Source organism: Jannaschia pohangensis (assembly GCF_900113875.1).
In the GTDB taxonomy this organism is placed as follows: domain Bacteria; phylum Pseudomonadota; class Alphaproteobacteria; order Rhodobacterales; family Rhodobacteraceae; genus Jannaschia; species Jannaschia pohangensis.
Genome location: NZ_FORA01000006.1, coordinates 1 through 23,802 on the forward strand (window position 1 = coordinate 1; position 23,802 = coordinate 23,802).

General features: G+C 66.6%; 21 protein-coding genes. 10 read left to right on the forward strand and 11 right to left on the reverse strand.

The window, feature by feature from the left end; genetic code table 11:
• Both BM002_RS16710 and BM002_RS16715 read left to right on the forward strand, forming a co-directional pair.
• Positions 1 to 2,525, forward strand: a 2,525-nt coding sequence (locus BM002_RS16710) for a DUF7507 domain-containing protein (protein ID WP_139212405.1), incomplete at its 5' end; no start/stop codon positions are given.
• A gap of 29 nt (positions 2,526 to 2,554) precedes the next feature.
• The gene (locus BM002_RS16715; protein WP_092783995.1) at positions 2,555 to 5,914 is read left to right on the forward strand and encodes a TonB-dependent receptor; all 3,360 of its coding nucleotides are present in this window, start codon (positions 2,555 to 2,557) and stop codon (positions 5,912 to 5,914) included.
• A 168-nt stretch (positions 5,915 to 6,082) separates the two neighbouring features.
• Here the strand turns inward: BM002_RS16715 and BM002_RS16720 are convergent, their stop codons facing one another.
• Genes BM002_RS16720 through BM002_RS16730 form a run of 3 tightly spaced genes read right to left on the reverse strand, consistent with a single transcriptional unit; the run spans position 6,083 to position 7,939 of the window.
• Complete coding sequence (locus BM002_RS16720) at positions 6,083 to 6,535, reverse strand: hypothetical protein (RefSeq protein WP_092783998.1); 453 nt, start codon at positions 6,533 to 6,535, stop codon at positions 6,083 to 6,085.
• Positions 6,536 to 6,590: 55 nt separating this feature from the next.
• Positions 6,591 to 7,193 (reverse strand): enoyl-CoA hydratase/isomerase family protein, encoded by a 603-nt coding sequence (locus BM002_RS16725; protein WP_092784001.1) that lies wholly within the window; start codon positions 7,191 to 7,193, stop codon positions 6,591 to 6,593.
• The gene (locus BM002_RS16730; RefSeq protein ID WP_092784004.1) at positions 7,190 to 7,939 is read right to left on the reverse strand and encodes an SDR family oxidoreductase; all 750 of its coding nucleotides are present in this window, start codon (positions 7,937 to 7,939) and stop codon (positions 7,190 to 7,192) included. Before BM002_RS16730 ends, BM002_RS16725 begins: the two co-directional genes overlap by 4 nt.
• Before the next feature lie 72 nt (positions 7,940 to 8,011).
• On the opposite strand from BM002_RS16730, the gene BM002_RS16735 reads away from it, so the two are divergent.
• The 6 genes from BM002_RS16735 (at position 8,012) to lpxK (ending at position 14,284) form a co-directional block, all read left to right on the forward strand.
• Positions 8,012 to 9,481 carry a hypothetical protein gene (locus BM002_RS16735; protein WP_092784007.1) on the forward strand — a complete coding sequence of 490 codons (1,470 nt, stop codon included), beginning with the start codon at positions 8,012 to 8,014 and terminating at the stop codon, positions 9,479 to 9,481.
• Between the two features lie 153 nt (positions 9,482 to 9,634).
• On the forward strand, positions 9,635 to 10,978 hold the full coding sequence (locus tag BM002_RS16740) for a TldD/PmbA family protein (protein ID WP_092784010.1): 1,344 nt from the start codon (positions 9,635 to 9,637) through the stop codon (positions 10,976 to 10,978).
• Positions 10,965 to 11,738, forward strand: coding sequence for an inositol monophosphatase family protein (locus tag BM002_RS16745; RefSeq protein ID WP_245749302.1), 774 nt, complete (start codon positions 10,965 to 10,967; stop codon positions 11,736 to 11,738). Before BM002_RS16740 ends, BM002_RS16745 begins: the two co-directional genes overlap by 14 nt.
• A gap of 60 nt (positions 11,739 to 11,798) precedes the next feature.
• On the forward strand, positions 11,799 to 12,041 hold the full coding sequence (locus BM002_RS16750) for a DUF4170 domain-containing protein (RefSeq protein ID WP_092784302.1): 243 nt from the start codon (positions 11,799 to 11,801) through the stop codon (positions 12,039 to 12,041).
• Positions 12,042 to 12,045: 4 nt separating this feature from the next.
• Positions 12,046 to 13,326, forward strand: coding sequence for a 3-deoxy-D-manno-octulosonic acid transferase (locus BM002_RS16755; RefSeq protein WP_092784013.1), 1,281 nt, complete (start codon positions 12,046 to 12,048; stop codon positions 13,324 to 13,326).
• A gap of 1 nt (position 13,327) precedes the next feature.
• The gene (gene lpxK, locus BM002_RS16760; protein ID WP_092784016.1) at positions 13,328 to 14,284 is read left to right on the forward strand and encodes a tetraacyldisaccharide 4'-kinase; all 957 of its coding nucleotides are present in this window, start codon (positions 13,328 to 13,330) and stop codon (positions 14,282 to 14,284) included.
• A gap of 68 nt (positions 14,285 to 14,352) precedes the next feature.
• Here lpxK and BM002_RS16765 read toward each other — a convergent pair whose 3' ends face one another.
• Together BM002_RS16765 and BM002_RS16770 are read right to left on the reverse strand one after the other, a co-directional pair.
• Complete coding sequence (locus BM002_RS16765) at positions 14,353 to 15,006, reverse strand: DsbA family protein (protein ID WP_245749303.1); 654 nt, start codon at positions 15,004 to 15,006, stop codon at positions 14,353 to 14,355.
• Positions 15,007 to 15,030: 24 nt separating this feature from the next.
• Complete coding sequence (locus tag BM002_RS16770; RefSeq protein WP_092784022.1) at positions 15,031 to 15,525, reverse strand: DUF721 domain-containing protein; 495 nt, start codon at positions 15,523 to 15,525, stop codon at positions 15,031 to 15,033.
• Between the two features lie 72 nt (positions 15,526 to 15,597).
• On the opposite strand from BM002_RS16770, the gene mutY reads away from it, so the two are divergent.
• Positions 15,598 to 16,626 (forward strand): A/G-specific adenine glycosylase, encoded by a 1,029-nt coding sequence (gene mutY, locus BM002_RS16775; RefSeq protein WP_092784025.1) that lies wholly within the window; start codon positions 15,598 to 15,600, stop codon positions 16,624 to 16,626.
• Positions 16,627 to 16,681: 55 nt separating this feature from the next.
• Entirely contained in the window at positions 16,682 to 17,827 is a 1,146-nt protein-coding gene (locus tag BM002_RS16780) for an alkane 1-monooxygenase (RefSeq protein ID WP_245749304.1), read from the forward strand.
• Here BM002_RS16780 and BM002_RS16785 read toward each other — a convergent pair.
• The 6 genes from BM002_RS16785 to BM002_RS16810 are packed head-to-tail and all read right to left on the reverse strand — an operon-like array spanning position 17,824 to position 23,618.
• Positions 17,824 to 18,420: a DedA family protein gene (locus BM002_RS16785; RefSeq protein WP_092784028.1), complete on the reverse strand. Its 597-nt coding sequence runs from the start codon at positions 18,418 to 18,420 to the stop codon at positions 17,824 to 17,826. The genes BM002_RS16780 and BM002_RS16785 overlap by 4 nt on opposite strands.
• Before the next feature lie 56 nt (positions 18,421 to 18,476).
• A complete protein-coding gene (gene kdsA, locus BM002_RS16790) occupies positions 18,477 to 19,313 on the reverse strand; it encodes a 3-deoxy-8-phosphooctulonate synthase (RefSeq protein WP_092784031.1) in 837 nt (278 codons plus the stop codon).
• Between the two features lie 3 nt (positions 19,314 to 19,316).
• Entirely contained in the window at positions 19,317 to 20,099 is a 783-nt protein-coding gene (locus BM002_RS16795) for a 3-deoxy-manno-octulosonate cytidylyltransferase (RefSeq protein ID WP_092784034.1), read from the reverse strand.
• Positions 20,096 to 21,043, reverse strand: coding sequence for a KpsF/GutQ family sugar-phosphate isomerase (locus BM002_RS16800; RefSeq protein ID WP_092784037.1), 948 nt, complete (start codon positions 21,041 to 21,043; stop codon positions 20,096 to 20,098). Before BM002_RS16800 ends, BM002_RS16795 begins: the two co-directional genes overlap by 4 nt.
• Before the next feature lie 25 nt (positions 21,044 to 21,068).
• A complete protein-coding gene (locus tag BM002_RS16805) occupies positions 21,069 to 22,310 on the reverse strand; it encodes a glycosyltransferase family 4 protein (protein ID WP_092784040.1) in 1,242 nt (413 codons plus the stop codon).
• 3 nt (positions 22,311 to 22,313) lie between these two features.
• Complete coding sequence (locus BM002_RS16810; RefSeq protein WP_092784043.1) at positions 22,314 to 23,618, reverse strand: UDP-glucose dehydrogenase family protein; 1,305 nt, start codon at positions 23,616 to 23,618, stop codon at positions 22,314 to 22,316.
• Positions 23,619 to 23,802 lie beyond the last annotated feature (184 nt).

Consider the following 23,802-nt stretch of genomic DNA (forward strand, 5'->3'; position numbering starts at 1 on the left):
CTGACCCCGCGACGCTGACCGTGACCTACACGGCGGCCCCGGTTGCGGTGAACGACAGCCAGGACAACCTGACGGTCGGCGATGTGGCGACGGTGCCGGTGACGGTGAACGACAGCGGCAACAACGGCTTCCCGGGCGGGGCGCTGGATCCGGACTCGGTGCGGCTGGTGGATGCGGGCGGTGCGCCGGTGACGCAGCTGGTGGTGCCGGGTGAGGGCACCTGGGACGCGCTTCCGGGCGGCGAGATCCGCTTCACGCCCGAGCCGGGCTTCACCGGCGATCCGACGCCGGTCACCTATACCGTGGCCGACCTGAACGGCAGCAGGTCGAACCCGGCGACGGTGACGCTCGACTATGTCGCGCCGCCGGTGGCGGTGGATGACAGTGTCGGCCCCTTGCCGCGCGGTGACGTGGCGACGGTACCCGTGGTGGGCAACGATACGGCGGGCGACAATCCGGTGAATGTGGCGACCGTCACCCTGACCGACCCGGCAGCTGTTGACACGGATACGGACGGGCGTCCCGACACCCTGGTCGTTCCTGGCGAGGGCACCTGGACGGTCACGCCGACCGGCGATGTGACGTTCACGCCCGATCCGGCGCTGGTCGGCGACCCGACGCCCACGACCTATGTGGTCGAGGACACCATCGGTACCCTGTCGAACGAGGGGACGATCAGCGTGACCTATGAGCCGCCGCTTCCCGCGATCAACGTCGAGAAAGTGCTGATCGCGCCGCTCGCCGTGGCCGTGGGCGATACCGCGACCTTCGAGGTGCGTGCGACGAACACCGGCAACGTGCGTCTGGAGAACCCCGTCATTACCGATGTGATGACCAATGCGGACGGCGATCCGGCCCCCTTCGACACGCTGGTGCGGACCGATGCCGGTGGACCGATCGATCCGGGCGGCGTGGCCACATGGCAGGTGACGCGAGTTCTGACACAGTCGGACGTGGATTCGGGCGGGTTGGAGAACAGCGCGCGGGTCGCGGCGACGGCCATCGGCAGCCCGGCTCCCGTGTTCGACGACTCGGACGACGCCGATGACTTCGACGGCAATACGGTGGACGACCCCACGGTTCTGGCCCTGCCGCGCAACCCTTCGGCGGTCATCTCCAAGGTGGCTGGCGCGCCGACGCGTGTTGGTGCCACGGTCTTCGACGTGCCCTTCACCATCTCGGTGACGAACGACGGAAACCTGACGCAGACCGCGCTTGTCCTGACGGACGATCTGGCGGCCTGGGCCACGCCGGCTGTGGTGACGGGTGTCACGGCGCCGGTCGCGACGGGCTTTGGTGGAACGGGCGGGGCGAATGTCGGCTTTGACGGGGCAGGCGATACGAACCTGCTGACCGGCGATGTGACCCTCGCACCCGGTGCGACCGGTCAGGTGACCTTCACCGTGACCGTGGACGTCGCCGCAGGCAGCCCGCCGCGTCCGAACATCGCGACGCTGGCGTCGGCGGAACTGGTCGCGCCCATCCAAGGGACGACCTCCGTCGCGCTTTCGGCGGCGGATGTCCTGTCGGCGACCAAGACGGTGACCCCGTCGCAGGTCTTGCTGGGGGGAACGGTGCAATACACGCTGGCCTTCACCAACGGGGCTACGGCTTTGGCGGGTGTTGCCCTGATCGACGAATTGCCGGTCGGCGTGGCTTACACGCCGGGCACGGCCTTGGTTGACGGTGTCGCGCTGGAGCCGGTGCAATCGGGCCGGACCCTGCGCTGGAGCGGGATCAACGTGGCCGCCGGTGCGACCGTGACGGTCACCTTCTCGGCCCGCGTGGGCGAGGGGACGAGCGAGCGGGTGAACCGGACCTTTGCGCTGGACCCGGCCGGCACGCCCCTGTCCAATGTGGCGACAGCGACGCTGCGCCTGCGGACCGAGGCGGCGTTCACCTGTGGCGACGTGATCGGCAAGGTCTTCGATGACCGCGATCTGGACGGCATCCAGGACGAGCAATCCGCCGCCCTGTCCGACCAGGCCTATGTCGGCGGCAAGCCCGTGGTCGCACCCGCGACCCTTCCAGGCCATGAGCCGGGGTTGGCCGGGGTGCGGTTGGCGACGGTGGACGGCATCATTATCACGACGGATGAATACGGCCGCTTCAGCGTTCCCTGCGCCGCCCTTCCCTTGCAGGGGGGCAGCAATTTCACCCTCAAGCTGGACGAGCGCAGTCTGCCGACAGGCTACAACCTGACGACCGAGAACCCGCGGACGCTGCGCATCACGCGCGGCACGGTGACCAAGATGAACTTCGGCGCGACCCTGGTCGACGTCGTTGGCATCGACCTCACCGCCGAGGCTTTTGCCGGGTCGGCCCCCAGTGCCGCGTTGCGCGACGGTCTGACCGGGTTGCGGGCGCAGTTGGCCGGAGCACCCGTCCTGCTGAGGCTGACATATGTGCGGCGCGGCGACAGCACCGAGACGGCACGCGCCCGGCTCGACGCGGTCGAGGCCCTGGCACGTGACATCTGGCGCGGAGGCGGACAGGTCGAAGTCGACCGCCGGATAGCGAATTGAACGGGGCTGGCAGTATGGGAAACAGGGCAATGAAACTGGCAACCGCAGTCTCCGTGATCGCGCTGATGGCGGGACAGGCCGGGGCGCAGGGTTTCGCGCTGACGCTGAACGGCGATACCGTGACGGGGTCGGCCGACGTGGCCGCCGAAGTGGCGCGCGTCGACCGGCAATTGCAGCAAGCTGACGTCCGCGTCCAATACAGCGGCCTTGCCCCCGAGGCGCGGCTGACCGTCGAGGTGACCGAGGTCGCGAACGGGCGCGTCCGGGTGCAGACGGCGTCGAACTTCCCCGCCTTCATCGTGCGCGGTGAATTGCGGCTGGTCGACCGGGCCGCGACGGCGGGGCCGCGCGTTGTCTCGCGGCAGGCCCTTGGCCCCAATGGCGCGGCCGATGTGATCCTGCCTTCGGGCGTGGCAGTCGAGGATCTGGTGCTGGTCTATCGCGTCTATGACGCGCAGGGCCGCTGGAACGAAACCGAGGAGGTGGCGCTGGCCGTGCTCGGTGACACCGTTGCGGGCGTGGAACGCGGCAGCGACATTACCGCCCGGCGGGGCATTCCCATCCGGGGCGGCGCGGTGCGGGTCAGCGGGTCTTCCGTGGCCCCCGGGGCCGTGATCGAGACCATGGGCGAGGCGATCCTGCCCGATCCGTCCGGCGATTTCGTTGTCGAGCGTATCCTGCCGCCGGGGAGCCATCCGGTGCGGGTTGCGGTGAATGGGGCCGGTGCGGCACCGCTCGACATCACGCGCGACGTTGACATTCCGACGCGCGAATTCTTTGGCGTGGGCACCGCTGATCTGACCTTCGGTCTGGGCACCGGAGCCGACGGGGCCAGCGACAATCGCGGCCGACTTGCCTTCTTCATCGAGGGGCGGACCGCTGGCGGGGTCGAGATCACCGCATCCGCCGATACCGGCGAGGAAGATCTGGACGACCTGTTCAAGGCACTGGAAGAGCGCGACCCGCGCGAGGTGCTGCAACGCATCGACCCGCGCGACCTGTTCCCGACCTATGGCGACGACAGCACCCTGGAGGATCGCACGCCGTCTTCGGGCCGCCTGTTCCTGCGGGTCGAGAAGGACCGCAACTATCTGCAATGGGGCGATTTCGCCGGCAACATCGGGAACAATTCCCTGGTGCGCAACGAACGCCAGCTCTATGGCCTCCAGGTCTATGGCGAGACGCCCGCGACCACATCGCGCGGGTTGCCCCGGGCCAGCGTGTCGGCTTATGCCGCCTCGCCCGACCGGCTGCCGCAACGCGACCTGTTCCAGGGCACCGGTGGGTCGGTCTATTTCCTGCGCCAGCAGGATGTGGCCGTCGGCACCGAAATCCTGACCGTGCAACTGCGCGACCCCGACACCGGCCGCGTGATCGAGACGCGCAGGCTTGAGCCCGGACAGGATTACCGCATCAACCACGCGCAGGGCATCGTGACGCTGGATCGTCCGCTGTCGGCGCGGGTCGAAGAGGGCCTGCTGGGCCTGACCGGCATTTCGCGCCCGCTGGATGTCGTGCTGGCGGTGCAATACGAATACACGCCGAACGCCTTTGCCGTCACCGGCGAGACGGGTGGCGCGCGGGTCGAGGCCTGGGTGACCGACGACCTGCGCTTTGGTGTGGCGGGCATCAAGGAACGGACCGGCGGGGCGGATCAGACGCTGACCGGGGCGGATCTGCTCTGGGTGATCGGCGAGGACAGTTTCCTGAGCCTTGAAGTCGCCGAAAGCGACGGCCCCGGCTTTGGCGAGGCCTTTTCGCCCGATGGCGGTCTGGCCTTCGAGACGGACGCGGCTCCGGCCGGATCGGGCAGTGCCTACAAGGCGGAGTTCCAGCTCGATTTCCGCGATGCGGGTCTGGCCTTCGACGGTGCGCTGACCGCCTATGCCGAGCGGCGCGAAGAGGGGTTCAACAGCCTCGATTTCCGCACGACGGCGGCCACCGGGGACGAGCGTCTCTGGGGTGTGGCGACCGAGGTGACCCCGCGCGACGGGCTGACCTTCGCGCTGACCTATGACGACTATGAAAACGATGTGGGCGAGGCCGACCGCGAAGGTTCGGTCGAGGCTGTGATCGACCTGACAGAACGCTTCCGCCTTGGCCTGGGTCTCTATCACGAGGAACGCCGGGGCGGCGCGCGCCCGACCGGGACGCGCACCAATGCGGCGGCGCGGCTGACCTATGCCGCGACCGAGGATTTCTCGATCAGCGTATTCGGCCAGGGCACCCTGAGCGAAAGCGGTCTGGGCAGCGACGACAGACTTGGCGCGGGCTTCGAGTGGAGCTTTGCCGAGGGTTGGGCGCTTGGCGTGGAAGCGAGCGACGGAAGCCTTGGACCGGCGGCGGATGTGCTGCTGTCCTACGGCGACGAGGCCGGCAATACCCGCTATCTGGGCTGGGTTCTTGACCCCGAGCGCACTGTCGCGGGCACCACCCTGCGCGGCAGCGACAAAGGTCGGATCGTGACCGGCGGACGGCAGCGGATCAACGACCGCGTTACCGTCTTCGGCGAAAACATCTATGACGTCTTCGGTGACTATCGCACGCTGACGCAGGCCTACGGCGTCGATTATGCGCCCCACGCCGACCTGTCGACGACGCTCGCCTTCGAGATCGGGCGGATCGACGACCGTCCGGGTACCGACCTGGAACGGCGCGCGGTCAGTCTGGGCGCGACCCTGGACCGGGAGTTCTGGCAAGCCTCGGGACGGCTGGAATTCCGCGACGAGGAGGGCCTGCGCGCGGGCACGGTCTTTGCCAGCGAAACCATCATCGCCACGGCCAACGTCGCCTGGGAGATCGACGCCTCGCAGCGCCTCGTCTTCTCGCTCGACTATGCCGACGTGAGCACGGATTCCTCGACCATCATTTCGGGCGACTATACCGACGTGGTGCTGGGCTATGCCTATCGTCCGGTCACCAACGACCGCTTGAACGTACTGGCGCGCTACCGCTTCCTCGATGACGGCGTGGGCCAGCGCATCGACGGCGTGGACGACCCCGGCCCCCGGCAGCGCAGCCACATTGCTTCGGTCAGCGCGCTTTATGACGTGAGCCCCGGCTGGACGCTCGGCGGGTCGCTGGCCTACCGCGCGGCGCAGACCTCGGCCGGGCCGGCCGATCCGTTCATCGACAACGATGCCTGGCTCGGGGTCGCCTCGGTTCGCTGGCACGCCCTGAAGAAGTGGGATGTCCTGCTGGAGGCGCGTCAGTTCGAGGCCCTCGACGCCCAGACCTCCGACACGGGTTTCGTCGCCACGGGCTATCGCCAGATCAACGAGAACTACTCGATCGGCCTGGGTTACAACTTCGGCACGTTCAGCGACGACCTGACCGACCTGGTGCAGGATGACGAGGGCCTGTTCATCAACCTGCTGGCACAGTTCTAGGACTTGACCCGGGCCGCCCCAAGTGGGCGCCCGGGGGCTCGGCTGCGGGCGCGTCCGAGGGCATCTTCTGAACGGCTCTCCTTGCCCGCAATGACCGGAAGGCTGTCGAGGGACGTATGTGAGGGCCTCGTCCGCCGAGATCTCGTCTCGCGTTCAGGATCCCGTGTCCTAGTGCCACCAGGCCGGGCCGCGCCGCCTGTCCAGCCATCCGCCGATGGACCACCGGTCGCGATGGATGAGAAGGATCAACGCAATGAACCCCGCCATGACCGCCAGGTCGATCACCTGGTTGCGGTGGATCGGAAAGCCGCTGTCGTTGAGCGCGAAGGGATCGAAAAACCCGTCCCACCGGCGCGTGATCGTGAAGACATGCATCACGGCAAGCGCGCCAAAGCTCAGCAGTCGGAACAGGCCTACAGCGGCCAACAGGCACAGGATGATCTGGATCGCGCCGACGGCATAGATCTGGGCAAAGCTGGGGTCGATGCCGTCGAAATGCCGCGCCAGTTGGGCATACTGTCCGGGCGTGATGATCTTGTGGGCGGCCCAGAGAAAGATGAACCACGACAGCCCAAGGCGCAGGATGAGGGTCGCGGCGGCGTCGCGGTTCGTCTCGGACATGATCTTTTCCCTGTTCGACGACTTCGCCCTAGCAGACGACCTTCGCCTGGGGCAGTCACAACCCCGTGGGGATCATCGCCTTGATCGCCGCCGTGTGCTCCGGCGTACCCGGGGCCAGCGCACGGGCGTCGTCCAGCGGTGTTTCGGTCAACCGGTCGACCAGCCCGAAGGCCAGCGCCTCGGCCGCCGTCAGGCGTGCGCCGCCCGTCAGGATCAGGTTCGTCCGCGCCGGGCCGATCAGGCGCGCCATCCGACTCGGGTCCGACGGCTGCGGCAGGAACCCCAGTTTTGCGACCGGATAGAAGAACGACGCATGGGGCACCGACAGGCGTATGTCGCAGGCCAGAGCCATGCCGAACGCGCCCCCGGCCAGCGTGCCGTTCAGCGCGGCAACCGTCAGGCAGGGCTGTTCCGCGATGGCCGCCGACAGCTTTTCCCACAGGGGCGAGGTGGCGAGGCCCGCGCGCGTCTCCTCCAGGTCCGCGCCCGCGCTGAACACTTTTGCCCCTGAGCCGCTCAGGATCAGCAGGCGCAAATTACCTGCCTTACGAATGTGCCCCGCCAGTTCCGCCAGCATCGCGCCCGTCAGAGAATTCGCCTTGTCCGCCCGGTCGATGGTCAGTGTCAGGACATCGCCGTCCCGGACCGCTCGGATCATGTCAGCCCGACTTTTCGACGGATTGCTTCGTCCCGTAGCGACACTTCGGTTCCCAAGAGATCATCCGCCCCCGCCCCGCACATCCAGACCAATGTGTCGGCCACCCATTCCGGCGGGATGTGATCGGACCAGTCAAGTTGTGCGACCGGACCGACGCCGCTGGCCTTGATCTCCCGCTGCATCTGGGTTGCGACCGTGCCGGGCGACAGGCCCATGACACGCAGGGTGTCGCCGTGTTCCACGTGCAGGCATTCCGTCAGCATCTTCGCCCCGGCCTTCGATGTGCAGTAATGCGACCATCCGGCCAGACCCCGGTGCGCCGCCCCCGACGAGATGGTGATGACCGTGCCCGACCCCTGGGCCAGCATCACCGGAAGGGCCGCCCGGATGCCGTGATAGACCCCTTTCAGGTTCACATCGATTGCCGTGGTCCAGGCGGCGGGGTCGCTTTCGGCCAGACCGGCAATCGGCTCGATCACGCCTGCGTTGTTTATGACCACATCCAGCGCGCCGAAGGTCTCGACCGTCGCATCGACGGCGCGGGCCATTTCGGACCAGTTGGCCACGTCGCAGGGGATGGCCAGCGCGCTTTTCCCGATTTCGCCCGCAAGGTCGGCGATTTCCGCCGTCCCCCGTGCGAGCAAGGCCAGATTGGCGCCCTGTGCCGCAAAGGCGCGGGCCGCTGCGGCGCCGATGCCGCGGGATGCGCCGGTAATCAGGATTGTCTTGCCAGCAAGCTCTGTCATTGTCGCCTCCGGTTGACCCCGTTGCCGAGGTCCGATTTGCTATGTCCGACTATTTGTAAAGGAACGTTCACGATGCCGAAACATGCCATTCTGGGCGCTGCCGCCCTTTTGCTGACCACAGCGCCCGCCGCCTGGGCCGATCTGGATGCGCCAACGATCTGGGCTGACTGGCAATCTCTGTATCAAACCATGGGGTTGGAGCTGACGGCCGAGACTGAATCCTACGAAGGCGGAACGCTGACCCTCGACGGGCTGACGATGACGGCCGAGATTGCCGGGGCCGAATCCGTCGCGAACTACGGATCGATCACCCTTGTCGAACAGGGCGACGGAACCGTCCGCGTCAACATTCCCGCCGTGATCGAGAGCAAGACCACCACCGAGGTCGATGGATATTCGCAGGATCAGACCGTGACCTTCACGAACGAGGGATTGTCGTTGATCGTGCGCGAAGACGGTGCCGAGCGGGTTTACGATTTCGCCGCCGATGCCGTTTCGATGCTGATCGAGACGGATACGAATGTCGGCCCCGATGCGCCCAACGTGGCGATCACATTCACGGATATCGTGTCGGAATACCGCTCTGGCGTCGACGGCGATGCCAACAAGTTTGCGCAGACGTTCAACAACGATGCCCTGACGATCAATGTCTCGTCCGAAGGCGATGCCCCTGGCGTATTGAACTACGTCATGTCGGGTGTCGAAGGCGTGGTCGATGGCACCTATGGCGACCTCGAGGGCCCCGGCTTTACCGCCAGCAAGCTGCTCAACATAGAATACGCGGCGACGATCACCCATTCAGGGTCGACCACGAATTTGTCGATGCAGAATCCCGAGGGGCCCTTCACGATGACCGGAGCCTCTGCGTCGGGCAGCCTGGGGTTCGGGATGGAGGACGGCGTGGTCAGCTATGACATCGGCTCGACGGACGCCAATGTGCAGATGCAGCTGCCGATGTTGCCGGTCCCCGTGTCCATGAGCATGTCGGAGGCGCGGACGGCATTCGACTTCCCCCTCGGCCCGGTCGGCGAGGAGAAGCCTTTCGGTATGACGCTGTCCTATCGCGGTCTTGCCATCGATGATGCGCTTTGGGGTCTTTTCGACCCCACCGGGCAATTGCCGCGCGACCCGGCCGACCTGGTGGTCGATCTGGAAGGAACCGCCGTGCTGAACGTCGACGTCTTCGGCGACCCCGAGGCGATGGCGGGCCTTCAGGGCCCTCCAGGTGAATTGAAGGGCGTCGCCATCAAGCAGATCCTGCTGTCGTTGGCTGGGGCGGAATTGCGCGGCTCGGGTGACCTCGATTTCCCGACGCCCGGACCCGTGCCGCAGCCGGTCGGGACGATCAACCTGGCGCTCGACGGTGGGTTCAGCCTGATCGACAAGATCGTGGCGCTGGGCTTCATCCCCGCCGAGCAGGCCGCCTTCGTCAAGGGCATGGCCGGTGCCGTGGCCAAGCCTGTCGGAGACGATCAACTTGAATCGGTGATCGAGTTCACGCCCGGCGGCGGCATCACGGCCAACGGCCTGCCGCTTCAGTAAACCGCTGCGACTTCGGTCACTTGTGCCCCGCCCGACCCGGCGGGGCATTTTCGTTGGGGCTTGGCCCGTCTCTGCGGTCAAAGGCAGCCTTGGCCTTGTGGACAGGGGGGTGCAGGGCTACCTGCTGCTCAGACGCGCCGCGAAGGAGACCGCATGACCGACCTGTCCCGTTTGACCGAAGGGCTCTTGCAGGCCGCCACCCGCGCCGGGGCCGATGCGGCCGACGCGATTGCCATCGACGGGACCTCCGTCTCGGTCGATGTGCTGGGCGGCAAGCTGGAACATGCCGAGCGGTCCGAGGGAGTGGAAATCGGCCTGCGGGTGATGGTTGGCCAGCGGCAGGCCTGTGTCTCTGCCTCCGACATCAGCGACCGCACGCTTGCCATGATGGCCGAACGCGCCGTCGCCATGGCCCGCGAAGCGCCCGAAGACCCCAACATCGGTCTGGCCGATCCCGCGCAGCTGGCCCGGGATTGGGATGCCGAGCGTCTGGACATGGTCGACGCGGGGCCCGCCCCGTCCCCCGAAGAGCTCCAGGACATGGCTGCCCGGGCCGAGGCGGCGGCGCTTGCCGTCACCGGCATATCGCAGGTCGGGTCCGCCGGCGCTAGCTATGGCAGCCGCCGCATCCATCTGGCGGCCACCAACGGGTTCGAAGGCGGCTATGCCCGCACCGGCACCTCGCTCAGCTGTGTCGCCATCACCGGCGAAGGCACGAAAATGGAGCGGGATTACTATGGCGACAGCCGCATTCACCGCGCCGACCTCGACAGTCCAGAAGACGTGGGCCGGATCGCCGCAGAGCGGACCGTCGCGCGCCAGGGGGCAACGAAACCCCCGACTGGCGCATATCCGGTCGTCTATGACGAGCGGGTCGCCGGTCAGATCATCGGTCACCTGCTCAGCGCCATCAATGGCGGCAGCATCGCGCGCGGCAGCAGTTTTCTGCGCGACGCCTTGGGCGAGCTGGTCCTGCCTGCGGGGCTGAGCCTGACCGAAGATCCGACGATGCCGCGCATTTCCGGGTCCAAACCCTTCGATGCCGAAGGTCTGCCCGTCGCCCCCCGCGATATCGTGGCGGATGGTGTTCTGACCGGCTGGATCCTGGATCTGGCCACAGGGCGCAAGCTGGGACTGCCGAGCACGGCCAATGCGGCGCGCGGAACCTCTGCCCCGCCGTCGCCGTCAACGACAAACATCCGCCTGACCCCCGGCCGCCAAAGCCGTGCCGACCTTCTGGCGGACATGGGGACCGGATTGCTGATCACGTCGATGATCGGATCGTCGATCAATGCGACGACCGGGGATTATTCGCGCGGTGCCTCGGGCTTTTGGGTCGAGAACGGGGAAATCGTCCGTCCGGTCAACGAATGCACGGTCGCGGGCAACCTCCGGGACATGTTGCGCAGCCTGCGCCCGGCGAATGACGCGCGACTGCATGTCGGGCGACAGGTTCCGTCGCTTCTGGTGGAAGGGCTCACGATTGCCGGCGGCTGATCGCGACCTGCTTGCCAGTGCCGCCCATGCCGCCGGAGAGATCGCCCGCCGGCATTTCGGCAATGGCCCCGAAACCTGGGACAAGGGCGATGGCCAGGGCCCGGTGACCGAGGCGGACCTGGAAATCGACGCCATGCTGCGCGAGCGCCTGATGGCGGCGCGTCCCGACTATGGTTGGCTGTCCGAGGAAACGGCGGATGGGCCCGACCGGCTGACCCGCAAGCGCGTCTTCATCGTCGACCCAATCGACGGCACGCGGGCGTTCCTGAACGGCGAGCTGACGTTCAGCCACTCCCTCGCCGTGGTCGAAGACGGTATTCCGATTGCCGCCGCGATCTACCTTCCCATGAAGGACCGGCTTTATCTCGCCGCACGCGGTCAGGGAGCGACACGAAACGGCGACACGATCCGCCATTCTGGGCGGCCCGAACTGGACGGGGCGACGGTTCTGGGGACCAAGGCCAATTTCGCCGATGCCAACTGGAAAGGCGGAACGCCCCCGGTGACGCGCCGCTTCATGCCGTCGCTGGCCTATCGTCTGGCCCTTGCCGCCGAGGGACGTTTCGACGCGATGATCACCCTGCGCCAGGCCTGGGAATGGGATATCGCCGCCGGCGCCCTGATGGTGAGCGAGGCCGGGGGGCGCATCACCGACCGCCGCGGCGCGGACCTGCGGTTCAACGGTGCGACCCCGATGCTGGACGGGGTGCTGGCGGGCACGCCGGACATCGCCGATGCCCTGATCCGGCGATTGGTCTGAGGTTCACGCCGCCGCCGCGACAGGCTATGGGGCAGGTGACATGACATGAAGGAGGCCAAGATGGTCCAACGCCTGCACCTCGTCTTCGGGGGGGAACTCGTGAATCCCAGCTCGACCCAATTCACCGACGTCGAGAACATCGATATTGTCGGCATGTATCCCGACTATGCCAGCGCCTACAGCGCCTGGAAGGGTGCGGCACAGCGGACGGTGGACGATGCCCACATGCGGTATTTCATCGCCCACATTCACCGCCTGCGGGACGAGGAGTCGCCCGCCTCTCCGACCGAGGAACTGGGCTGACCCCATGGCCTTCTCGCCCGTCCTGGCGGCCTATCTGCTGTTTTCGAACCGGGCGACGGGGTTTGCGGAGCGGACCCTGAAGCGCCGTCTTGCCAAAGGCAAGGAAGACCCGGCGCGCCTGGATGAGCGTCGTGGGATCGCGTCGGTGGCGCGCCCCGACGGGCCGCTGATGTGGCTTCATGCGGCCAGCGTGGGCGAAAGCGTCTCGCTGCTGGAGATGATCCGCCGGATCGGCGAGGAGCGTCCGGAATTGACGTTCCTTCTGACGACGGGGACGGTGACTTCGGCCCAGATCTTGGCCGACCGCATGCCGGGTCAGACCATCCACCAGTTCGTACCACTGGATGTGCGCCCCTGGGTGCGGCGCTTCCTGGATTACTGGAAACCCGACCTTGTCGTTCTGGCCGAGGCGGAGATCTGGCCCGCCCTTCTGCACGAGACGAGCGCGCGCGACATTCCGATTGCGATGATCAACGCCCGCATGACCGAAGGTGCCCACAAACGCTGGCGGTTTGCGCGGCGGGCTGCGAAAACACTTTTGCAGCGGATCGGAACCGTTCAGGCGCAAGATCAGGCAACGGCGGATCGCCTGTTGTCGCTCGGCCTGCCGCCGGAACGTCTCGAAGTGACCGGAACCCTCAAGGAGGGGTCGGCGGCGCTTCCACATGACGAATTCGAGCGCCAGGATTTGGCCCGCGTGCTTGAAGGACGGCCCTGCTGGCTTGCCGCCTCGACCCACGAGGGGGAGGAGGCCATGGCCGCCCAGGCGCACCGTGTCGCCCGCCGGTCCTGGCATCGCCTGCTTCTGATCGTGGCCCCGCGTCATCCGGACCGGGCCGACGGGATTGTCGCCGGTCTGCGCGCGGGCGGCTGGAAGGTGGCGCAGCGGTCCCGGTCCGAGGACATCACGGCCGAGACCCAGATCTACGTCGCCGACACCATCGGCGAGATGGGGCTCTGGTATCGTCTCTGTCCGGTCAGTTTCATCGGCGGCTCCCTGGTTGAGGTCGGTGGCCACAACCCGTTCGAGCCAGCCGCGCTCGGCTCGGCGATCCTGCATGGCCCCCATGTCGTCAACTTCGCCGATATCTTCGAGCGCTTGGCCGAAGCGAAGGCCAGCCTTTGTGTCAGCGAAGAGTCCCTGGGCGACTCGGTCGCGCGAACGCTGGAGCCGGACGAGGCCGCGCGCATGGCCCATGCCGCCTGGTCCGTCTGTTCCGAGGGCGCGGAAGTGACGGAAAAGGCGATGGACCTGCTTCTGGCGATGCTCGACGGGGTCGAGTGAGATGCGCGCGCCCGGCTTCTGGACCCGGCCTGCGGGGCTTTGGTCACATCTTCTGACACCGCTGAGCTGGATCTATGCCGCTGCAACCGCACGCCGGGTGGCACAGCCGGGCCACAGTGCCGGGGTGCCGGTGATCTGCGTGGGCAATCTGACGGCAGGTGGGACCGGCAAGACGCCGACGGTCATCGCATTGGTGCAGCGTCTGGCCGAACGCGGGACCGTCGCCCATGTGGTTAGCCGTGGCTATGGCGGGCGGCTTGACGGGCCGGTGCAGGTCGATCCCGCGCGCCATGATGCGGCGGACACCGGGGACGAGCCCTTGCTGCTGTCGGCCTTCGCCCCGACCTGGGTCGCAAGGGATCGGGCGCTGGGTGCAAAGGCTGCCGTCGCCGCCGGGGCTCGGGTGATCGTGCTGGATGACGGATTTCAGAACCCGGCGCTGACCAAGGATCTGTCGATTGTCGTGATCGACGGCGGTGTCGGCTTCGGCAATGGGCGCGTGATACCGGCTGGCCCGCTTCGGGAACCGGTCGCCAAGGGGTTGGCCCGGGCCGATCTCGTCCTGACGATCGGGTCCGAAGAGGTGCCGCTGCCTGTCTCCATCCCCCGCGTCCGCGGGCATCTGACGCCCCTGCAAACGGGCATGGATTGGACCGATATGCCGGTCTTCGCCTTTGCCGGGATCGGTCGGCCCGAGAAGTTCTTTGCCACCCTCAGAACGCTTGGGGCCGACCTGCGCGGGACCGAGGCGCTGGCGGATCATCAGCCCCTGACACCCGCACTGTTGCGCAGGCTTGCGGCGCAGGCCGCAAAACTTGCCGCGCAGCCGGTGACGACGGAAAAGGACGCCGTTCGACTGCCCGCCAACCTGCGCGGGCAGGTCCTGACCCTTCCCGTGCGGCTACAACTGGACGATTGGACTGTGATCGACGCGCATCTGGACCGTCTGGGCCTTTGACGCACTCGACATGAAAACGGGCCGCGCGGGATGTCCCGGCGGCCCGTTCGATCTGAAATACCTGGGGATCAGCTGGCTTCGTCGACCAGAGCGCCGAGCTGCGACAGGCTCATGTTGCCGCTATGGACTTCGCCGTTGATCAGGAAAGACGGGGTGGAGCGGATGCCGTCCGAGCTGGCGTTGCCTTCGTACCAGGCGAGCAGACTCTGCGCCATTTCGCCATCCTGCAGGCAGGCGTCGGCCTGCTCGGCGGATAGGCCCGCCTGCGCCCCGATCCGCTTGAGGCTGGCGGCGACCGACGCCGGGTCACCCTGCCGGGCCCATTCGCCCTGGGTCTGGTAGAGCACTTCGGCCACACCGAAGTACCGATCCTGCCCGGCGCAGCGCGCGATCATCGCGGCCCAGAGACCGTAACGGTCGAAGAATACCTCACGGTAGGTGAAGTGCACCTTGCCGGTCTCGATATAGTCGCGGCGGAAGTCCTTGAAGGTATCGCGGTGGAAATTCGCGCAATGCGGGCAGGTGAAGCTTGCGTATTCGACGACCTTCACCGGAGCGTTGGCATCGCCGATGGAAATGTCCTCGATCTCGATCGTCTGCGCATTGGCCGCGCCCAGATCGACCAGGCCGCCCTCGGTCGCATTGCCGTTCCAGAGGCCGTAGGCCCCTCCGGCAACCAGGCCGGTGGCCGTCAGGACAAGGGCCTTGCGTCGGGTGATCATCTGCATTCCTCCGTTTCGCCCGTCTCAGGCGCGTTGTTTTGATATGATATTGGCGGCAAGCCGTTCAAGGCTTTCGCGAAGTCCAGTGTCGCCCACGGTTGCGGTCTGGCGTCGCGCCAATTCCACCGTTTCGGCATCGGGGGCCGGGCGGGCCTTCGGCTTGGGTGTGAAGGCAGCCTGACCATCGGCAAAGCCGGTCGGGGCCGTCTGGGTCAGGGTGATGCGGCTGATGGCGTTGTAGCCATAGCAGGCGTTCACCTTCTCCACGATCTTCGGCAACTGCATGTTGAGCATCGGCGCCTGCGCCCCCGTGGTCAGCACCGTCAGGACCGCGCCGAACCCGCCTCGGGGAAAGCCGACCTTGACCGGGCGACAGATGGCGGCGGTGTCCGGCCCGACAATCTCTTCCCAATGGGTCAGGAGTTTCGTCTCCGAAAAGCCGCGCTTTTCGCCCAGACGACGGACATCCCGCTCCACGAGTGAGGAGACGCGGCGGGCGGATTTGCGATAGATGGCCATGAAACGGGCTTCCTCTCGGGTCGATGCAGTCTACATCACTGGCCGTAGCAGGGAACAGGGGCCACCTCACCAATGCGTGATAAGCGAAGCGACGCGTTGCTGGCCTGGTACGATCGCCAGGCCCGCGACCTGCCCTGGCGCGCGCCGCCGGGGTCGGAGCAAGCGGCGGACCCCTACCGCGTCTGGCTGAGCGAGGTGATGCTGCAACAGACGACCGTGGCCGCCGTGAAGGACTACTTCGCCCGCTTCACAGAAAAATGGCCGCGTGTTCAGGATCTTGCCGCCGCCGAGGATGCCGAGGTGATGGCCGCCTGGGCGGGACTTGGATATTACGCACGGGCGCGCAACCTTCTGAAATGCGCGCGGGTCGTGGCCCACGATCTTGGCGGCGTGTTTCCCGATACCGAGGACGGGCTGCGCGCCTTGCCCGGCATCGGCCCCTATACCGCCGCCGCGATTGCCGCGATCGCCTTTCAGCGGCCCGCCGTGGTCGTAGACGGCAACGTAGAGCGGGTGATGTCCCGCCTTGCCGCCATCGAAGTGCCCCTGCCGACCTCGAAGCCCCTGATCCGCGACGTGGCCGCCGCGATGACGCCGCAGGATCGCCCCGGCGACCATGCACAGGCCGTCATGGACCTGGGCGCGACGATCTGCACACCCCGGTCGCCTGCCTGTATCCTCTGCCCGCTGTCTGCCGATTGCGCCGCGCGGGCCGCCGGAATTGCCGCTGACCTGCCCCGCAAACTGCCCAAGGCGGCCAAGCCCGAGCGGCGGGGCTTCGTCTATGTCGCGCAGCGCGGGGACACCTGGTTGCAGGAGACGCGCCCGCCCAAGGGTCTGTTGGGCGGAATGCTGGCCTTTCCCACTTCCGAGTGGTCCGAAGACCCGGCCCCAGCCCCGCCCTTCGCCGCCGATTGGGAGGCCTTGGGCGATGTCCGACACACCTTCACCCATTTCCACCTGACGCTGACCGTTCTGCGCGCAGATGCCGCAGGCAATGCGGATCGCGGCACCTATGCTCCATTGGACCCCGGGGCCTTGCCCACGCTGTTCGCCAAGGCGCACCGGCTGGTAACGCAGCGTTTCGCAGCGGGCGCTTGAGCGGGGGACCGGGCCTGCGGTAGTATGCCGACCGAACGCATCGGAGGCTTTGCCCGTGTCCATCACTACCCTTGACGACGATCAGGTCCGCAATCCTGTGGCCGCGCTCCCGTTCTGGGTGTCGCTGACGATGGTGCCGATCATCTGGTTCGGCGCTGTGATGGGCGGTCACTGGGTGCTGGCGATCCCGGTCTATTCCTGGGGCCTCTATTCCCTGCTGGATCTCGTCGCCGGGGAAAACGAACGAAACGCCGACCCTCTGATGGAGCGGTCGGGTCTTGGCTGGTACCGCGCAATCACATTGCTTTGGGGACCGGTCCAGTTCGTCACCCTGTTCGCGCTGATCTACTACGCCACCCGTGCCCCCCATCTGGAGGGTTGGTCGCTGGTCGGGCTGTTCTTCGGCATGGGGGTCGTGTCGGGGACCATCGGCATCAACTATTCCCACGAGCTGCTGCACCAGAAACCCAAGGTCGACCGCTGGATGGGCGACCTGCTGCTGGCGATGGTGATGTACGGCCATTTCCGGTCCGAACACCTGTTGGTGCATCACCGCTACGTCGCGACCCCACGCGACCCGGTGACCGCCCGCTACAACGAGGGGTTCTATCGCTTCTTTCCCCGGGTGCTGCGCGAATGCCTGGTCTCCGCCTGGCACGCCGAAGCCGCGATGCTGGACCGCAAGGGCCTGTCGCGCTGGCATCGCAGCAATCCGTTCTGGCGGTATTTGGCGCTTCAGGCGGCGATGCTCGTGCTGGCCCTTGCCCTGGGCGGCTGGCTCGGGATCGGGCTGTTCCTGCTTCAGGCCGGCGTCGCGATCTGGCAGCTTGAGTTGGTTAATTACATCGAACACTACGGTCTGACGCGCCGCCATCTGGGCGATGGCAAATACGAGCCGGTCAAGCCGCATCACAGCTGGAATTCAGCACAGAAGGTGTCGAACTGGCTGCTCATCAACCTGCAACGCCACTCGGACCACCATTTCAAGCCGGACCGGCCTTTCCCGCTGCTCCAGACCTATGATGCGAACGACGCGCCGCAATTGCCTGCGGGCTATCCCGTGATGACGGCGGCGGCGATGGTGCCGCCCCTCTGGCGTCGCATGATGAACCCGAAGGTGCGCGCCTGGCGCAAGCAGTATTACCCGGATATCTCGGACTGGAGCGCCTACAAGTCCGCCAGCAATCCGCAACCCCGCTAGCGGCGGGGCATCCGGAACAGGCGCCAGACATAGATCCCCACAACCGCCCCCAGGGTCGCCCATCCAAGCGGTTCGAACCAGCTTGCGACCTCTTCGAATTGGGAGCGGACGATAAAGCCCGCGATGGCGAGGCCGCCGATCCAGACGACCGTTCCAAGCGTCGAGAACAGCAGGAACTTTCCGATCGGCATCCGCGCCACACCCGCGGGCACGGAAATCAACGTCCGAAACCCCGGCAGGAAGCGGCCGATCAGGACGGCCCAGTGGCCCTTTCGGCCGAACCACTCCGCCGTCCGGTCCACATCCGCCGCCGAAATCGTCAGCCAGCGGCCATATCTTTCGGCCAGGTCGCGCAGCCGCTCCAACCCGAGCCAAAGGCCGACATAATACCAGAACGTCGCCCCAAGGACCGATCCGAAGGTCCCGACGACGATCACCATCGGCAGGGTGAACCGCCCCTCCGCCGCAAGGAACCCCGCCAGCGACATCACGATTTCCGAAGGGATCGGCGGAAAGACATTCTCGATCAGCATCAGGAAGGCGAGTCCGAGATACCCGCCCGCCGCCATCGTCTCCGTGATCCATTCGAACATGGCGGCTTCTCTGCTTCAAAAATACTCCGGGGGTGCGGGGGCCGGCCCCCGCCCGGTCACCGCGACTTGCGCAGGTCGTCGAAGGCGCGAAGATCCCCGATCAGCCCCGCCATCTGATCCACGGGGATCATGTTGGGGCCGTCGGACGGGGCATTGTCCGGGTCCTGATGCGTCTCTATGAACAGGGCGCTGACCCCCACGGCGCAGGCGGCGCGAGCCAGCACCGGGGCAAACTCGCGCTGACCGCCCGATGTGGTGCCCTGACCCCCCGGTTGCTGCACCGAATGGGTCGCGTCGAAGACGACGGGATAGCCCGTCCGCTCCATCGTCGGCAGGCCGCGAAAGTCACTGACCAGCGTGTTATAGCCGAAACTGGTGCCCCGGTCGCAGAGCAGGATCCGGGTGTTTCCGGTGCTCGCCACCTTGGCGGCGACGTTTTCCATGTCCCATGGGGCCAGGAACTGACCCTTCTTGATATTGATGGCGCGCCCCGTCTCGCCCGCGGCCAGCAAGAGATCCGTTTGGCGCGACAGGAAGGCAGGGATCTGCAGCACATCGCAGACCTCGGCGGCGGGGGCGCAATGGTCCGGCAGGTGAACATCCGTCAAGACGGGACAGCCGAATTCGTCGCGGATCTGCCCCAGGATGCGCAGGCCTTCCTCCATCCCCAGACCCCGCTGCGAGCCGAGGGACGAACGGTTCGCCTTGTCATAGCTTGCCTTGAAGATGAACCGCGTGCCGGTCGGCGCGCAGGCCTCGGCGATGCGTTCGGCCATCATCCGGGCGTGGTCGAGGCTTTCCAGCTGGCAGGGCCCGGTGATCAGCGCGAAGGGCGCGTCGCCGCCGATCGCGATATCGCCCACGGTCACGGTGCGGGTGGTGATGGGATCCATGGCTCAGGCCTCTCTCAGGACGGCTTCGATGCGGGGCACATCCGCCGGATTGTTCAGCTCCCAGAACAGGCGACCCCTGGCGTCCACCTCGACGCAGGCGACGGTCGCCCCGTTTTCCAAAAAGCGCAACTGCTCGAGCCCCTCGCGCCGCTCCAGCTCACCCTCGGGCCAGCCGGTATAGGCGCGCAGGGCCTCGGGGCGATAGGCATAGACGCCCACATGGTGGAACACCGGGATCGGATCAGGCAGCTTGCCCGGGTCGATATAGGGGATCACTTCCTTGGAGAAATAGAGCCCGTGCCGGTTGCGGTCGAAGACGGCGGTGGTGCCGCCCACGCGGTCGGCCTTCCGGTCCTCGACGAACATCGCATAGGTCTTGGCATCGCAGCGCAGGACGGGCGTCGCCACCTGGGCATCGGCATCGTTGGCCATCCGCTCGATCAGCGCGGTCAGGAACCAAGGCGGCGTCAGGGGGGCGTCGCCCTGAAGGTTCACGATCAGGTCAGCGTCGATCTGGGCCAGCGCCTCGGCGCAGCGCTCGGTGCCGTTGCGTGCCTCCGAGGAGGTCATCAGGACGTCCGCGCCAAAGCCGCGCGCCGCGTCCGCGATCCGGTCATCGTCGGTGACGACATAGGTCGCGGCGATATCGGGCACCTGCAACGCCGCTTCCCAGGTCATCTGGATCAGCGTCTTCCTCGTGCCGTCGCGTTGCGTCAATTCGGCCAGCGGCTTGCCCGGATAGCGCGTGGAGGCATAGCGGGCGGGGATCAGGATGACGGTCTTCATGCGACGCCGGCCCTCAACAGGTCATGGATATGCAGGATGCCGACCGGCGTGTCGCCTTCGCAGACGACCAGCACGTTCAGCTTGCGCTCGTTCAGGACGGCCAGCGCCTTGGCGGCCAGCATGTCGGGCGCGACGGTCAGCGGCTTGCGCGTGGCCACTTCGCCCGCCGTCCGATCCATCAAGTTGGCCATGTTGCGCCGTAGGTCGCCGTCGGTGATGACCCCGACCAGCGTCGCGCCTTCGGTCACGACGGCGATGCCCAGACCCTTGGCGGTCATCTCGACCAGCGTGTCGCCCATGGGTGTCGCGGCTCCGACCAGCGGCAGACGTTCGCGGCCCTGCATGATCTGATGCACGCGGGCCATTTGCGCGCCCAGTTTGCCGCCCGGGTGGAAGACGCTGAAATCCTCGGCCTTGAAGTTGCGCTTGCGCAAAAGGGCGACGGCCAGCGCATCGCCCATGCCAAGGGTGAGAGTCGTCGAGGTGGTGGGCACCATGCCGATGCCGCAGGCTTCGGGCAGGGCGGGCAGCGTCAGGCGGTGGTCGGCGGCCTGCATCAGCGTCGAGTCGGGGCGCGAAGACAGCCCGATCAGCGGAACCCCGAACCGCCGCGTGTGGGCGACGATGTCGCGCAGCTCTGCCGTCTCGCCCGAGTTGGAAATCGCCAGCACGGCGTCGCCGTCCACGATCATGCCCAGGTCGCCATGGCTCGCCTCTGCGGGATGAACGAACAGCGCGCGCGTGCCGGTCGAGGCCAGGGTGGCGGCGATCTTGCGGGCGATATGGCCCGATTTGCCGATGCCGGTGACGATGACCCGGCCCGGCAAGGCGGCGATCAGCTCGACGACAGCGAGGAAATCAACGGGCATCGCATCGGCCAGCGCCTCCAGTGCGCGCGCCTCGGTCCGCAGGACTTCCTGCCCGGTCTCGATGGGGTCTGTCATGGCAATGGCAGATAGGCCCAAGGGGTCAGAGGTGCAACTGCCGGTCGGCGGGGAGCAGCGCGTTCATCTGCGCCACATGCTGGGGCAGGCATTTGGTCAGGAAGTCGTATTCCCGGACCACATGTTCGCGGGCGGCGGGGCCCAGATGGGCGAATTTCGCAGGCTCGGCCAGAACCTCGACCACCTGTTCGGCCAGGGCCTCGGGCTGGAAGAAATCGACCAGAAGGCCGGTTTCATTATGGGTCATCGCCTCGCGGACGGGGGGGACGTCGCTGGCGACAATGGTCGCCTGCATCGCCATGCTCTCCAGCAGGGACCAGGACAGGACGAAGGGCATCGTCAGATAGATGTGGCAGCGGCTGATCTGGACGATCTTCTGGAAGTCGGGATAGGGCACCTGGCCCAGGAAATGCACCCGGTCCCAGTCGACCAGATGGCCGACCTCGCGTTCCATTTCGGCGCGAAAACCACCCTCGGCCTGGCTGGCCTTGCCATAGGACGCGCCCGAGCCGCCGACGATCAGGACCCGCGCCTTGGGCCGTTCCTTCAGGATGCGGGGAAGGGCGCGCATGAAGATGTGAAACCCGCGCGTCCGCTCCATGTTGCGGGCGACATAGGTGAAGATTTCATCGTCGCGGGTGATCTGCCCTGCCCGGCCAAGGGTCAGCGCGATGTCTGGGTTCGGCAGCAGGCGGTCGGTGCGGATCCCGTCATGGCAGACATAGAGCTTGTCATGGAACGATTTCGGAAAGGTATCGCGCTGCCACAGGGTGGGGGACAGGCCCCGGTCGACGACCTGAATGGCCGTGTTGGGCACGGCGTTGCGGGCATGGAGCAGAAACGGCGATGCCTCGGAAACCGGTTCTTCGGGGTCGAACCCGACGGGGCCGCCGCTGGCCAGGTAGTAATATTCGAAAAAGCCCAGGATCGGCACATCTGGCAGGACCTGCTTCATGAACAGAAGCTCGCCCCACCCGGTGTGCCCCAGGATCAGATCGGGGATGAAACCCTCGTCCCGCAGGGTCTTGGCCGCCATTGCCGCGCCGTAGCCGTAGCCCGTCGCCTCCTCCCATGTCTTCGACAGGCCGTAGGCGTCCTTGGCGGGGTTGTGGTGCGGGCGGTAGACGACTTTGCGCACGCCCGGCAAATCGGGGTAGTTCCGCCGCTGCGTCAGAAAGACGATGTCGTGACCGCCCTGCCGGATCAGCCAGTCCAGCAATTCGCGGTACTGGCCGGGCATGTTCTGGTGGACGATCAGGAACTTCATGGTTCAGCGTCCGACGGCGTCATAGGCATCGAACCCCGCCGCCATCGCATTTTCGCGGCTGTAGATGTTGCGCAGGTCGGCCATGCGGGCCGTCGCCATGCTGCCCGCGATGCGCGGCAGGTCGAGAGCGCGGAATTCGTTCCACTCGGTCAGCAGGACGATCAGGTCGGCGCCTTCGGCCGCGGAATAGGGATCGTCGTGCCAGACCACCCCCGGCAACAGCGCCTCGCCCTCGCGCAGGCCCTCGGGGTCGACGACGCGGACCTTCGCGCCGCCACCGACCAGCGCCGGGACGATGGTCAGGCTGGGGGCTTCGCGCATGTCGTCGGTGTTGGGTTTGAAGGTCACGCCCAGAACAGCGACGGTCTTGCCGTTGAACCTGCCGTCGCAGAGATCGCGCAGCTTTTCGACCATGCGGTGTTTGACGTTCTCGTTGACCAGCATCACCGTCTCGGTGATCCGCATCGGCACGGCGTGTTCCTGGCCGATCCGGGCCAGCGCGGCGGTATCCTTGGGAAAGCACGACCCGCCATAGCCGGGGCCCGCATGCAGGAACTTGTTGCCGATGCGGCCATCCATCCCCATGCCCTTGGACACCTTCTTGACGTCCGCGCCGACCTTTTCGCACAGGGCGGCAATCTCGTTGATGAAGGTGATCTTGGTCGCAAGGAACGCATTGGCCGCGTATTTGATCATCTCCGCGGATTCGAGGTCGGTGACCATGATCGGAAAATCGCGCAGATACAGCGGGCGATAGATGTCCGACATCACCTTGGCGGCGCGATCGGTCTGAACGCCGACGACCACGCGGTCGGGGCGCATGAAGTCGTCGATGGCCGCCCCCTCGCGCAGGAATTCGGGGTTGGAGGCGACGTCGAAGTCGGCCTCGGGGGCCGCGACGCGGATCGCCTCGGCCACCTTGCGGTTGGTGCCCACGGGGACGGTCGATTTGGTCACCACGACGGCATAGCCGGTCATTGCCTGCCCGATCTCGGCGGCGGCGGCCATCACATAGGTCAGGTCGGCGTGCCCGTCGCCCCTGCGCGTCGGGGTGCCCACGGCGATGAACACCGCATCGGCGCCGTCGACGGCGGCCTTCAGGTCGGTGGTGAACGACAGGCGGCCTGCGGCGACATTGCGCGCCATCAGATCGTCGAGGCCCGGCTCGAAGATGGGGACCTTCCCCGCTTCCAGCATCTCGATCTTGCGGGGATCCTTGTCGACGCAGCAGACCTCGTGGCCGAAGTCGGAAAAGCAGACCCCCGACACGAGCCCGACATAGCCGGTGCCGATCATGGCGATACGCATGGATGCTTCCCTCAACAAATGCCCGGTCGTGCGACCATCGTCGCCGACGGTCCTGTCCTTGCCAAGGCAAAGTGGCAAGGATGTGGCATTGAGGTCATCCGGACGGGCGAAAATCCCGCGTTCGCATTGCCATCCGGGCGGCCCGACTGTCCTGTCCGGCAAACCGGTCCCGCCAAGAGGTCCA

Bases quoted from the DNA above. Each gene is read 5' to 3' on its own strand.
- kdsA (WP_092784031.1), bottom strand. From the start codon at position 19,313: ATGGATCCCATCACCACCCGCACCGTGACCGTGGGCGATATCGCGATC.
- BM002_RS16725 (WP_092784001.1), bottom strand. From the start codon at position 7,193: ATGATCCGAGCGGTCCGGGACGGCGATGTCCTGACACTGACCATCGAC.
- BM002_RS16755 (WP_092784013.1), top strand. From the start codon at position 12,046: ATGGCCTTCTCGCCCGTCCTGGCGGCCTATCTGCTGTTTTCGAACCGG.
- BM002_RS16740 (WP_092784010.1), top strand. From the start codon at position 9,635: ATGACCGACCTGTCCCGTTTGACCGAAGGGCTCTTGCAGGCCGCCACC.
- BM002_RS16715 (WP_092783995.1), top strand. From the start codon at position 2,555: ATGAAACTGGCAACCGCAGTCTCCGTGATCGCGCTGATGGCGGGACAG.
- BM002_RS16770 (WP_092784022.1), bottom strand. From the start codon at position 15,525: ATGGCCATCTATCGCAAATCCGCCCGCCGCGTCTCCTCACTCGTGGAG.
- BM002_RS16785 (WP_092784028.1), bottom strand. From the start codon at position 18,420: ATGTTCGAATGGATCACGGAGACGATGGCGGCGGGCGGGTATCTCGGA.
- BM002_RS16735 (WP_092784007.1), top strand. From the start codon at position 8,012: ATGCCGAAACATGCCATTCTGGGCGCTGCCGCCCTTTTGCTGACCACA.
- BM002_RS16810 (WP_092784043.1), bottom strand. From the start codon at position 23,618: ATGCGTATCGCCATGATCGGCACCGGCTATGTCGGGCTCGTGTCGGGG.
- BM002_RS16765 (WP_245749303.1), bottom strand. From the start codon at position 15,006: ATGATCACCCGACGCAAGGCCCTTGTCCTGACGGCCACCGGCCTGGTT.
- BM002_RS16720 (WP_092783998.1), bottom strand. From the start codon at position 6,535: ATGTCCGAGACGAACCGCGACGCCGCCGCGACCCTCATCCTGCGCCTT.
- BM002_RS16800 (WP_092784037.1), bottom strand. From the start codon at position 21,043: ATGACAGACCCCATCGAGACCGGGCAGGAAGTCCTGCGGACCGAGGCG.
- BM002_RS16730 (WP_092784004.1), bottom strand. From the start codon at position 7,939: ATGACAGAGCTTGCTGGCAAGACAATCCTGATTACCGGCGCATCCCGC.
- BM002_RS16805 (WP_092784040.1), bottom strand. From the start codon at position 22,310: ATGAAGTTCCTGATCGTCCACCAGAACATGCCCGGCCAGTACCGCGAA.
- mutY (WP_092784025.1), top strand. From the start codon at position 15,598: ATGCGTGATAAGCGAAGCGACGCGTTGCTGGCCTGGTACGATCGCCAG.
- BM002_RS16795 (WP_092784034.1), bottom strand. From the start codon at position 20,099: ATGAAGACCGTCATCCTGATCCCCGCCCGCTATGCCTCCACGCGCTAT.
- BM002_RS16750 (WP_092784302.1), top strand. From the start codon at position 11,799: ATGGTCCAACGCCTGCACCTCGTCTTCGGGGGGGAACTCGTGAATCCC.
- lpxK (WP_092784016.1), top strand. From the start codon at position 13,328: ATGCGCGCGCCCGGCTTCTGGACCCGGCCTGCGGGGCTTTGGTCACAT.